The organism is Nostoc punctiforme PCC 73102 (genome assembly GCF_000020025.1).
GTDB classification, from domain to species: domain Bacteria; phylum Cyanobacteriota; class Cyanobacteriia; order Cyanobacteriales; family Nostocaceae; genus Nostoc; species Nostoc punctiforme.
In genome coordinates this window covers 8,170,903-8,184,372 of record NC_010628.1, presented here as the reverse complement: position 1 = coordinate 8,184,372, position 13,470 = coordinate 8,170,903, and the positions used below count along the sequence as shown (strand labels likewise).

Here is a 13,470-nt window from a genome sequence, read left to right as displayed (position 1 = left end):
CGTTTCGTAACAATCCTGTTAAATTTAGTTACATAAGTAAACAAAAGAAGAGAAAAAAATATGTACACCACTGTAAATGAAGACGGCATTCTCAATAACTACGCAGCTGAACCCAAGGTTTACTACGCCGAGTACCCAGCAATTTGGGAACAACGTAAATACGTTTTACAAGGTCTTTTTGCTACTTTAATTGTTACAACTTTAGTTTTAATTAGTTTTAGCGTTAGCTAAGATTTTCAATTTCGGTATCGCTGTATCTCATCGTCATTCGTACCTCTCTCTCTTACCCCGGTTAGTTTCGCCGGGGTTTTTTGTGTTTTACTGCTGTGCGTTGGCTTTGCCCACCGGAGGTATCGCATCTCAAAATACGACCTTGTTGTAGAATACCTGCGATCGCTCTATCTGTATTTCGCTAATTCCTCATCAAAGTGAGAAAAATACCCTTTGGTCTAGGTGCGCTCCAGCACGAAATGAACTATGAAGGAGTAGAGCGTTATGCAGAAATTCAAGGGTGGGTGAAAAAGGTACTCCCAGAGAAAAAAGCAAGGGAGAAAAAAAATACTGTTTTTAATGAATCAAAAAAGAGAATTATTCGTCACTTAAACTATCAATTCCCTACTTATTTCTACTGGAGGATGATTTATGTCATCACAACTACTGCGATTTATGTCTTTGGGTATTCTGGGTTTCTCTTTGTGTCTCGGCAATTCGGTAGCAATGGCACAATATGACTCTACTGGCGACGGTGTAGTAGTGCCAACAGTCCCATCAGGTGGCTCATCAGTCCCAATAGACACATCAACAGGTATACCCCCTTCACCCTCATCTGACGGTACAACTCGGTTTACCTGCCAGACTTACAACGGTCAGTCTACCGTTATGTATCAGCCACAAAGTCAACCAGGACAATTCTTTCCTTGGGCAGCACCTGCGGCTTTGGGCGGTGGTTGGGATGCACAAAGACGTTGTGCAACAATTGCCAGTCGCTTAGAACTTTATCGTCCAGATGGCTTACAAGAACTCCAGACATCTGTAGAGAATAACGAAAATATTGTCTGCGTCACAACAGAAGCTAACCCAACCTGTAGAATTGTGCTGACAGTACCACGTGGAAAAGATCCTGTTGTAATCCGCAATAGTATTTTTCAGAACTTGACTACTGCTGACAACGGACAGCAAACTATAGCCGTTAACACTTATGGCGATCGCAGTAGTGGAGGGAATGAATTATATAATTTAGGACGTACACTTTTAGGGAGTGGCAATAATCGGATTAGTTCATCTAGAAGTGGCATTAATCTAAAACCTTTCCTCGATCGCCAAGATGGTGGTACTGGAAACAATTTGCGAAATGGAGTAGCAGTTCGTCGCCAGTCTCAGCCTAACTCTGTTCGCTTAAAACCTGGTAATTTCCGCTAATGCTTGAATTACTCAACATGTCAGAACAATTTCACCAAAACTAAAAGATATCGTTTTTTCTGTCGCGGTAATCTTAAAATACAGATTTACATTAAGGTGGGTAAACAGCCCACCTTATTTTATATCGGGTGAAAGATTTATCATTAAGAGGATGTTTGAAAAGTCCTCTTATTGGTATCAAAAATTTTAAATTCTCTAAGTTATCCGATAAATTTAATGGTGGTTAAGGTGAATTTAAAAGCACCTCAAGTTACAGTGAAACAATTTTCAAACAACTTGAAACTTAATTAGAGAAAAACATATACATAATCAGACGTAGGTTGGTTTGAGGAACGAAACCCAACATTATCAAGGTTTTTTGGGTAACGCTTACGCTCAACCCAACCGTATTGGGATATATAACTGAGAATAATTGCTGTGAAAAAAACATCTCTAACCCTACAATTATTTTTATCTTAACTTTTTGCTAGCTACTTCTTAATCTAAGCAGGATACTTTGAGATTGCCCAATTAAAAACTCATATAAAAAGTTATGTAGCTGTCTTCTAACAATCTCTAAGAGCAGTGATTTGGAAGGCATATTTTATATTGTCCATGTTGATATTGCAAACTCTCTAAACTGCGAAGCGCATCTTTGCAGTTAACGGTTTTTACCGACAATATAAATCACATTAACACTCAGAATTTTTCACACTTTTACAGCGATGAGATTGAGCAATTTGGTTCTGTGGTTGCCGCAGATAAACACTAATCTTTGCAAAACTTGAATCTACCCCAGCACTAACTTATGGTAATTAATAATACAATTCGCTTTTCCCAATTCAATGCTTCTCTAAACCGCAGTACTCAAGGTCAATTAGCGGCCGATTTGTCAACCCCCAATAATGCTCAGGCAAAAGCTATTGCAGAAATTATCCAGCGTAACAACCCGGATGTGCTGCTAATTAATGAGTTTGACTACTCCCAAGAGGCAGTTAAACTATTCCAGCAAAATTATTTAGCCATAAGTCAAAACGGTGCGACTCCCGTTGACTACCCCTACTTCTATATCGCTCCCTCCAACACAGGTATTGCCTCTGGCTTTGACTTAAACAACAATAGCGCAGTAGTTACAACCCCAGGCACATCGGGATATGGCGATGATGCCTTCGGATTTGGTGATTTCCCTGGTCAATATGGTATGTTGCTGCTGTCCAAATATCCCATTGACACCGCCAATATCCGCACCTTCCAAAACTTCCTCTGGAAGGATATGCCCAATGCTTTGCTTCCCGACGATCCCACAACGCCACAGGCAAATGATTGGTATTCTCAGGAGGAACTGGCACTTTTACGCCTCTCCTCTAAAAGCCACTGGGATGTACCCATCGAAGTGAACGGCAAAACAATTCACGCCCTTGTTAGCCACCCCACACCCCCGACCTTTGATGGCGCGGAAGACCGCAACGGCAAGCGCAACCATGACGAAATTCGGTTTTGGGCAGATTATATTACCCCTGGTAATGGTAATTACATTTATGATGACCAGGGTAAAACAGGCGGTATTGCTGCTGGCTCAGACTTTGTAATTATGGGCGATCAGAATGCTGACCCATTAGATGGTGATAGTTATGACAATGCTATTCGCCAACTGTTGCAAAATCCTGGGATCAATACTAATGTCATTCCTACCAGTTTTGGCGGTCCCCAACAAGCGGCTTTACAAGGTGGTGCAAACGTTAGCCAAAAAGGAAATCCTAGCTTTGATACCGCAGACTTTGCTGATACAGCTCCCGGAAACCTGCGGACTGATTACGTGCTACCCTCTGCTGACCTGACAATTACCGACTCAGGAGTCTTTTGGCCGCTGAATAATGACCCGGCATTCTCCCCAGTTGGTACTTTTCCCTTCCCCAGTTCTGACCATCGCTTGGTGTTCGCAGATGTGCAAACTAGACCAACTCAAGCAGGTAAAACCATTCCCAATGTAAGTTTTGAAAGGCAGACTACCTTCGTTACTGGCTTTATTCCTGCTGGTGCGGCGGGAAATGTCAACGGCACACCAACTCCAGTGGGCGGATTATCTGGTGTCACATACGATGCTGTTAACAACCGCTATTATGCCATCTCAGACGATCGCTCTCAAGTTGCTCCTGCCCGCTTTTATACCTTCACTGCTGCCGATTCCGGGGTGACTTTTACCAATGTCACCACCCTAAAAGATACCAACGGCAAATTTTTTCCACTAAATAGTCTTGACCCTGAAGGCATTGCTTTAAGCAACAATGGAACAGTCTTCATCTCTTCAGAAGGCGAAGTTAATCCTACTGCTGGTCGTGTTACCAATCCCTTTATTAAAGAATTTTCTCTTACAACAGGGCAAGAAGTAGGATCGCTTTTTGTCCCCAGCAAATTCCTGCCAGTAGTTGAAGATACCAACAACAATGGTATTGTAGATGCCGGAGATACGCAGACATCAGGTGTATACAATAACCTGGCATTTGAAAGCCTCACCATCACACCCGACCAGAAAACCCTATTTACCGCCACCGAAAACGCCCTCTCCCAAGATGGATTAAAAGCCTCATTCACCAGTGGTAGCTCTTCTCGGATTCTGCAATATAATCTGGTTACTGGACAACCAGAAAAAGAATACCTTTACATCACCGATGCCATTCCCGAAGCACCTAACCCAAGCACAGGCTCTGCTGACAATGGTTTGGCGGATTTATTGGCAATAGATAATCGTGGCACTTTCCTCGCCTTAGAACGCTCCTTTGCCCAAGGTGTAGGCAATACCATCAAAATCTACGAAGTTTCTTTGCAAGGTGCGACTGACATTAGTTTCTACGATTCTCTCAATAGTTTGAGTGCTGAACAACTAGCAGCTATTAAACCCGCCCAAAAGCGTCTGCTGTTGAATTTAACTGACCTCAATCTGCCCACTGATGCAAATCACCCGATTACAGGAGTGGATAATATAGAAGGTCTTGCCTTCGGTCCCAAACTAGCAGATGGTCGTCAGTCCATTGTGCTGGTGAGTGACAACAACTTTAGTAGCACCCAATATACCCAAATCCTCACCTTGGGTGCAGACTTGGTTCCAACTGCTGCACCTACAGTAGAAACTCGTCCTGGTTTATTTGACGATGAAGATCCAGCATTACCTGCTGTAGATCAGAATGCTGATGCTGATGACCCAGCCATCTATGTTAACGCCACAAATGCTGCTGATAGTTTAGTACTAACCTCAGTCAAAAATGCTGGATTGCGGGTTTATGACCTGTCTGGTAATTTATTGCAAACAGTTAATCCTGGTGGTATTCGCTACAACAACATCGATCTGCAATACGGTTTTAAATTAGGCAATCAATCTATTGATATTGCCGTAGCTAGCGATCGCCAAAATGATAAACTAGCAATTTTCAAAATTAACCCCAACCCTGGCATAGACGGTAACTACCTAGAAAATATCACCGATAGCAATATTGGCACTATCTTCCAAGCCTCACCTTTTGAACCTCCCTATTCCGCATCAACTCGCAGTTCTTACGGGCTTACCTTATACCGTAGCCCTATAACTAATGATTACTATGTTTTTACCAGTCGCCGCCAAACTGGAGATATAGCTCAATTCAAGCTAATTGACAAAGGTAATGGCAAAATTGGAGCGGAACTGGTACGGGAGTTCACCATCCCCTCACCCACAGCCGCAGACCGTTCTCCCCAAACAGAGGGTATGGTCGTTGACCAAGAAACCGGCTTTCTCTACATAGCCCAAGAAGATGTGGGCATCTGGAAATTTCAGGCAGAACCAGACGGTGGCACAACAGGCAAGCTGATCGATCGCGTCCGTTTTGAGGGTGGTTCTCACCTTACCGATGATGCAGAAGGGTTGACCATCTACTACGGCAAAAACGGCACAGGTTATCTGCTAGCATCCAGCCAAGGCGATAGTACCTTTGTTGCCTACACCCGTGAAGGCAATAACGAATATGTGGGTAACTTTGCCGTTGGTAACAATGGGTCAATTGACAGGGTACAAGAATCAGACGGTGCAGATGTGATTAACGTGCCACTGGGGCCGAACTTCCCATTTGGTTTATTTGTAACTCAAGATGGCTCCAATGAACCGGCCAAAAACATTGATGGTGAAAACGTCAACTCTAACTTTAAGTTGGTACCTTGGGAGAATATAGCCAATGCCTTGCCCAATTTTCTAAATATTGACACCACAAGTTACGATCCCCGCAATCCTGTTAACCTGACAGGTGTAAAGCCAACTTTCCTCGGCAGTTTCGGCTCTAGCAACAGCGATAATATTACAGTTCAGCCAGGAAAAACATTCTTTGCAGGTGACGGAGCAGATTTTGTCGAGGGCACTGAAGGTAATACAATCCAGGCTGGGAATGATGATGACACTGTACTCGTAGGTAGTAACTCTTCAGTCTCTGCCGGAGATGGTAACGATCAAATTGTAATTGGTCAAAACGGCGCTGCTCAAAATATCAGTGCTGATGGTGGCAATGGTGATGATGTTATTACCGTAGTGGAAGCCAATGGTAATAATAATTTGTTTGGGGCGGAAGGTAATGATACTCTCACAGTCATTGAAGGTTCTCGCCAATCATTATTTGGTGGTCTAGGTAACGACACCCTCACCAGTAACGGCAGCAATAACCGTCTGTATGGTGGTTCTGGAGATGACAAAATCTTTTCTAATACCAATGATTCGCTATTTGGTGGCGATGGTGATGATGTGCTATTTGCTGGTCAAGGAGGTAGCAATCGCCTCAGTGGTGGTGCTGGTGCAGACCAATTCTGGATTGCTAACGCCAGTCTGCCATCTAGCAAGAACATCATTACTGATTTTACAGCCGGAATTGACAAAATCGGGCTGGGCGGTATTGGTATTACTCAGTTTAGTGGTTTAACGCTATTACAACAGGGTAGTGACACCTTAGTGAAAGCTGGAAATACAGAATTGGCTTCATTAGTTGGCATTACATCAACTAACCTCACAGCAAATGATTTCGTTTTCTCGGCTAGTATCGTGGCTTAATTCGTTGCCTAGCTTCTCATAGAACAGTCTTTAGTAGGGACGTACCGCTATACGTCCCTACAGCCTATTTATTGGACAGCAAAGTTGATGCGATCGCTAGCAAATTCAAACTAAAAAAATTAACTTTCATCTCTTTAAAACTCTTAAAAAGAATTATACAGCAAGGGTGAATAAAAATTATTTTTTATTTAAATGTATTTTAATCATCTCTTCCGTTTAACTTATTCTTTTCTTAATCTTTCAATGGAAACATCTCTAATAATGGTCAAGTTCTCTCATAACTACTATCGACCAACTTAAACTCGGAATTTAGTTGCACACTCTTACTAGCTAACACAGATTAGTAGTTAACATTTGAACATCATTACTCTAGCTTTCAATAACTGTGAAAAAAGACTCGGAGTTAATAGCAATTTTCGACTGAACCGAACAATATTTTTGTAATGTAATTCTGAAATATTCCCATAATTCCGGTTAATAGAGTGAGAAAATGATTGCTTTTTACCACAAGTAATGCAGTTGAGAGAACTTGAATAGCTTGTGATGCAGCTAAATCCAAATACCCACCAAAAAACATTCTAATTATGGCTATTGAGAACGGAAGAACAACAGCATCGGCTTACGTCGATACAGTAAATAACTCTGACAATAGAATAATCGTACCTTTATTGACTGTAGGGGATGAAGTACCCCTGTTAACTAGCACGTTTGACATCGATGAAGCCCCCCAAGTTGATGCCACCGAAAAATATGCCTTCACTGGTATTCCTGATGGCACAGGTGCTACCCAAGTAACGATCGCTGGAAAAACCTACAACTATGTATGGTTGAATCATGAGCTAGGCGGCTCTGTCACAACAGATATTTCCAGCACATTTCCTGGTGAAAAAATCACTGGTGCGAGGGTGTCGCTGTTTGTTTTTGATGAAAATTGGAAGGTCATCGGCGGTAAAAACCTGATTGACACCATAGTAGACTCAACTGGCACTTATACCTTAAATACTCAAACTGGTTTATACACCAATGCCAGTGGAGCAACCATTAGTCCTTTCGATCGCTTCTGCTCATCTTACCTAGCCCAATCCGGTTTCGTAGATGCTAGTGGTACAGAGGTTCCCGTCTACTTTGCTCCTGAAGAAGGTGGTGATACAAGTCGGGGTTGGGCTGTAACCCCAGATGGTACAGCACAGGCGCTTGACGGCTTAGGTCGCTATAGAAAAGAGAACGTAGTTGCAGCTTCTCAATATCGGGCAGAGAACTCCGATCAAACAGTGCTGTTTGTATCAGAAGATAATGATGACGGCGAACTGTATTTATGGGTTGGTCAACAAACCGCAGATGACCCCAATGGCTTTAATAACGGAGATTTATACGTTCTGAAAGTCAATGGTGCAGAATTCGAGGGTCAAGTTAGCGAAGGCACCCAAAAAGCTGCAACCTGGACAAAGGTTGATAAATCAATCATCTTCAATGCAGACGGTACACCAAAAGTAGATGGTAGCGATCTCACAGCCTTCGTTAATTCTGCCAACAATTCAACCAGCTTCCAGCGCATTGAAGATTTTGCCGAAGATCAAAATAATCCAGGAACTTTCTATTTCGTCACCACAGGCACTAAAAATAAACAAGGTCAGGGGACAGCAGCCGGAGCAACCGATAATCCTGCCGAAGCAGAAGACCCTTATGGCAGACTCTACCGCTTTAAATTAAATACCTCCGACCCCACAGCCGGAATCAGTGACTTTGAACTGTTGTTAACGGGTGGGCCTGGTAAAGGTGTCAGCTATGACAACATCACAGTTGATAAATCTGGCAAAATCTTGCTTCAAGAGGATCAAACCTCCTACGGTGGCGACGTAATGGCAGCAGAAAACCGGGAAGCTTCTGTTTGGTCTTTCGACCCCACTACCAAAGCGATCGCTCGTGTGTTTGCTTTGAATGAAGATGCTGCTGGTACTGTATACAACGACCCAAATGCCAAAGGGCAGTGGGAAAGTTCTGGCATTATCGAAATTCCTTCCGAATCATTACCAGGTAGCGGTGCTTACTTGTTTGATGTACAGGCTCACACCGTCAAAAATAATGTAGCAGGTGCGCCAGACCAGAATATTCTCAACGGCAACCATGCAGAAGGTGGACAACTTTTAGCCGCAATTCCCCAAATTGCTCAAAAGCCTGTTCAAGATGGTAGAACGACCGATCCCGCTTATGTTAAAGCACTCGATGGGTCAAATTACAGACTGAATCAACTCCTGACAGTTGGAGATGAAATCCCATTGCTACAGGGAGAATTTGGTTCCTTTGTCCCCAGTGGTACTGAAAAGTATGCTTTTACAGGCATCCCTGACGGTTTGGGCATTTATGAGACTGACGATGCTTACTATGTATTCGTCAACCATGAATTGAGCGACACTACTAAAACAGATTTTTCCAGCACAATTTCTGGACAAATTACAGGCGGTAGAATTTCGCTATTGCAATTTGATAAGAACTGGAAGCTAGTAGGTGGTAAAGACCTAATAGAGAATGCGGTTGATAGTAAAGGTAATGAATTAGGCAAGATTACAGTTACATCTGATGCTGTAACCCAAACAGGTATTAACTTTGGTCGATTCTGTTCAGCATACTTAGCAACTTATGGTTTTGAAGGTGGGCCAATATTCTTTACCGCCGATGAGCAGAATAGTGATAGTTTGGGTTGGTCCGTCACAACTGATGGTACTGCTCAATCTATAGATGGTTTAGGTCGCTTCTCCAAAGAAAACGTACTAGCAGCATCTCAGTATCGCGCCACCAATTCAGGTAAAACAGTTCTACTATCAACCGAAGACAATGGTGATGGCGAACTATATATGTTCGTCGGTAATCAAACAGCAGAAGACCCGAATGGCCTGAAAGACGGAGATTTGTACGTCCTCAAGGTGACAGGATATGACAATGAAACCTTAGCAGAAGGTACAAAAGTAAAAGCTACTTGGACTAAGGTCGATCGCTCGGCTGTTTATGATACCAAAGGTACAGAAGACCGTGGAGACGACCAGCTACTCAATGCTGGTAAACCTCTCAGCGATTGGGTAAATGGTAGCGACAATGGAGTGTTGCGTTCTACAAACTTCCGTCGTCTGGAAGATATAACGGAAGACCCAAACAATCCAGGTACTTTCTACTTTGTTACCACTGGAACAGAGGATCAACTGGCTAATGGCACTTTTGAAAATCCTTACGGTAAAGCTTATCGCTTCAGCCTGAATGCAAGTGACCCAACAGCAGAGATTAGTAACTTTGAATTGGTACTAACTGGTGGCCCAAATACAGGAGTAAGCTATGACAACGTAACTGTTGATAAAAATGGCAAACTCTTACTCCAAGAAGATACAGCAGGTTTAGGTGGAGAAATAATAGATGCCCAGCAACGTAATGATCGCGTTTGGTCTTACGATATTGCTACCGATACCATCAAACCTCTGTTTGAAGTAGACCAGAATGCCCAAGGTACTGCCTTTAATAGTGGCTTGGGTTCTTGGGAAAGCTCTGGTATTATCGAAGCCGCTTCTAATCCTCAACTAGGTCGCAGTTCCTACTTATTTGATGTCCAAGCTAGCGGTGTACTCAATGATGTAGATTTAAACCAGTTGAATGTACTCAATGGTGAACACAGCCGGGGTGGTCAACTATTAATTGCTACACCTGTACCCCAAGTTGAGTTAGTTGGTTTTGCTTCTTTACCTGCTGATACCTTTAGTGATGGGCCAGTTTCCGGTGCAGACATTTCAGCGAATGGCAGAACCGGGCCTTTCCCCGGACAGCCAATACAGGGCTTTAGCGGTGTTCAATTTGCTAACAGCGACTCTTTGTACTTCCTGTCAGATAACGGTTACGGTAGCAAAGATAATAGTGAAGATTTTCTGCTACGAATCAATCGTCTAGACCCGAATTTTAAGGGAACAGAAAATGGAGACGGCAGCGTTAAAGTTTTAGATTACATTCAACTGTCTGACCCTAACAACAAAGTTCCTTTCCAAATTGTGAATGAGGGAACTACTGGAAGATTACTGACTGGTGCAGACTTTGATGTAGAGTCATTCGTCTTTGATAAAGACGGGACAATTTGGGTTGGAGAAGAGTTTGGCCCTTACCTGTTGCATTTTGATGCCAGTGGTAAGTTATTAGAGGCTCCCATTGCTACACCCGACAGATTCAAAACTTTAGATGGCGAAGCACCTAAAGTCATTGGTCACAGAGGTGCAAGTGGTTATCGTCCAGAACACACCTTAGAGTCTTATAAGCAAGCAATTGCAAGAGGCGCTGACTTTATTGAGCCTGATTTGGTAGTTACAAAAGATGGTGTGCTAATTGCTCGCCATGAGCCAGCTTTAGCAGTTTTAAACGCTGATGGTACTGTCAATTTCAGCAACACAACCACAGATGTTTACAAGCATCCAGAGTTTGCCGATCGCAAGAAAACGGTAAGTTTAGATGGAAACACAATTACAGGTTGGTTTGCAGAAGACTTTACTTTAGCTGAAATCAAGACTTTACGCGCCGAAGAACGTCTACCTTTCCGTGATCAGTCCTTTGATGGTCTATTTGAGATTCCTACCCTCACAGAAATCATCGATTTGGTTAAGCAAGTAGAAGCCGATACAGGTAAAAAGATTGGCATCTATCCTGAAACTAAGCATCCAACCTATTCGGCAGATGAAGCTACTTATGTAGGCACCACAGACAAAATAAACAGAAACATCAGCCAGTTACTAATTGATACGCTGAAGGCAAATAACTTTACTGACCCCAGTCGCATCTTTATCCAGTCCTTTGAAGTGAGCAACCTCAAAGAACTACATGATGTAATTATGCCTGCGGCTGGGGTAGATATTCCCCTAGTTCAATTGCTAGATGCCAGTGACATTGATATCAACGGCAAAATCATCGAAAGTCAGCCTTATGATTTGAAAGTCAGTGGTGACACTCGGACTTATGGCGACTTGCGAACACCAGAAGGCTTGGCTGAAGTTGCCACTTATGCCGATGGCATTGGCCCTTGGAAGCGGATGATTGTGAGCGTCAAAGGTACTGATGCTAATGGCGATGGCAAAGCCGATGATGTGAATGGGGATGGAGCAGTTAATGATGCTGACAAGACAACATTACCTCCTTCAACCTTAATTCAAGATGCTCACAACGCAGGTTTACAGGTTCATCCCTATACCTTCCGTGCGGAAGATCAGTATTTAGCAGCAGATTACAAAGGCAAGTTAGAGCTAGAAATTCAGCAGTTCTATCAATTAGGGGTAGATGCACTCTTCTCAGATTTCCCAGATATCGCCGATGAAGTACGAGATCAACTCAGAGACGATCCTCAGTATAATGTGGTGCGATCGCCACAAAACCCAGATGTTCTCTCAGGAGATGCCTTTGCTAACTTGGGTGGCTCAAAAGGTTTTGAAGGTGGAGCAATCAACGCCAGCAAAACCAAGCTCTATATGCTGCTAGAGGGTACAGTTCAAGGTGATACTCCTGGTGCTTTGCGGATTAACGAATTTGATTTAGCTAGCCACAAGTACACTGATAAAAAGCTGTACTACAGATTGGATAATCCGGCAAATGCGATCGGCGATTTAGCAGTCATTAACGATAATGAGTACCTAGTCATTGAACGGGATAATGGTCAAGGAGCCTCAGCTAAATTCAAGCGGATCTACAAAATTGACTTGTCTAAAGCAGATTCTAATGGTTATGTAGCCAAAGAAGAAGTTGCAGACTTGTTAAACATCCAAGACCCCAACGACCTGAATGGAGATGGTAAAACCACCTTTGACTTCCCATTTGTCACAATTGAAAACGTTTTAGTTGTTGACAAAAATACCATTTTGGTAGCCAATGACAACAATTATCCCTTCTCTACAGGTCGTCCTGGAAATGATCCTCAAAATCCAGTCATAGATAACAATGAAATTCTACTGCTGAAGTTGGAGAAGCCCCTTAACCTTGCTCCTGGTTTAGGTCAACCTCAAACTGAAGAAATTAACTTTGGCTCTACTACCAGCGATGATATTACCGTTCAACCAAATCAAACTCTATTCACCGGTGACGGAGCAGATTTTGTCGAGGGTACTAAAGGGAACACAATCCAAACCGGAAACGGTGAAGACACGGTACTAGCCGGCAGCGACTCTTCAGTATCCACAGGAGACGGTAACGATCAGATATTTATTGGTCAAAATGGCCCGGCTCAAAATACCAGTGCTGATGGTGGCAATGGTAATGATGTTATTACCGTAGTAGAAGCCAGTGGTAGTAATAATTTACTTGGCGGTACAGGTGATGATAGCCTCACTGTAATTGAAGGTTCTCGTCAATCATTATTTGGTGGCTCAGGTAATGACACCCTCAGAAGTGGCGGTAGCAATAACCGTCTCTACGGTGGTTCTGGCGATGACAAACTCTTCTCCAATTTCAATGATTCCTTGTCTGGTGGCGATGGTGATGATGTGCTATTTGCTGGTCAACAGGGTGGTAATCGCTTAACTGGTGGTACTGGTGCTGACCAATTCTGGATTGCTAACGCCAATCTGCCAACTAGCAAGAACATTGTGACTGATTTTGTAGTTGGCATTGATAAAATCGGGCTGGGCGGTATTGGTGTTACTCAATTTAGTGCCTTAACTCTATTACAACAAGGTAGCGATACTTTGGTGAAAGCCGGAAATACAGAGTTGGCTTCATTAGTTGGAGTTACATCAACTAGCCTCACAGCAAATGATTTCGTTTTTTCTGCTAGTGTCATTTAGCCGAAAAATGATTACAGCTTAGATTCAATGTTCAAAATGAATTAAGCTGTAGCGCTTTTGCTAACTCTAAAGAGTGATATTGCAATCATATTTTGATTTGCTCTCTATCTAAAGGATTAGATTCCCGACTTCTTGAAGAAATCGGGAATCTTTTTGTCCAAAATCTTAACTTGTTTATAACTTTCCTTAAACATTGAACAACTATCTTTTGAGACAGTA

4 protein-coding genes are annotated in these 13,470 nt (G+C 42.9%); all 4 read left to right on the top strand.

Translation table 11 applies throughout. The annotated features are described in order from the left end of the window. Positions 1 to 60: 60 nt before the first annotated feature. The 4 genes from psb34 to NPUN_RS43805 all read left to right on the top strand — a co-directional run bounded on the left by psb34 (position 61) and on the right by NPUN_RS43805 (position 13,251). Positions 61 to 231, top strand: coding sequence for a photosystem II assembly protein Psb34 (gene psb34 / locus NPUN_RS41210; protein ID WP_012412790.1), 171 nt, complete (start codon positions 61 to 63; stop codon positions 229 to 231). Between the two features lie 411 nt (positions 232 to 642). After that, on the top strand, positions 643 to 1,419 hold the full coding sequence (locus tag NPUN_RS33565) for a COP23 domain-containing protein (protein ID WP_012412789.1): 777 nt from the start codon (positions 643 to 645) through the stop codon (positions 1,417 to 1,419). A 787-nt stretch (positions 1,420 to 2,206) separates the two neighbouring features. Continuing rightward, positions 2,207 to 6,460 carry a phytase gene (locus tag NPUN_RS33560; protein ID WP_012412788.1) on the top strand — a complete coding sequence of 1,418 codons (4,254 nt, stop codon included), beginning with the start codon at positions 2,207 to 2,209 and terminating at the stop codon, positions 6,458 to 6,460. A 584-nt stretch (positions 6,461 to 7,044) separates the two neighbouring features. Next, positions 7,045 to 13,251 carry an esterase-like activity of phytase family protein gene (locus NPUN_RS43805; protein WP_012412787.1) on the top strand — a complete coding sequence of 2,069 codons (6,207 nt, stop codon included), beginning with the start codon at positions 7,045 to 7,047 and terminating at the stop codon, positions 13,249 to 13,251. Positions 13,252 to 13,470 lie beyond the last annotated feature (219 nt).

Excerpts from the sequence above, each read along its gene's own strand:
- psb34 (WP_012412790.1), top strand. The coding sequence starts at position 61 with ATGTACACCACTGTAAATGAAGACGGCATTCTCAATAACTACGCAGCT.
- NPUN_RS33565 (WP_012412789.1), top strand. The coding sequence starts at position 643 with ATGTCATCACAACTACTGCGATTTATGTCTTTGGGTATTCTGGGTTTC.
- NPUN_RS33560 (WP_012412788.1), top strand. The coding sequence starts at position 2,207 with ATGGTAATTAATAATACAATTCGCTTTTCCCAATTCAATGCTTCTCTA.
- NPUN_RS43805 (WP_012412787.1), top strand. The coding sequence starts at position 7,045 with ATGGCTATTGAGAACGGAAGAACAACAGCATCGGCTTACGTCGATACA.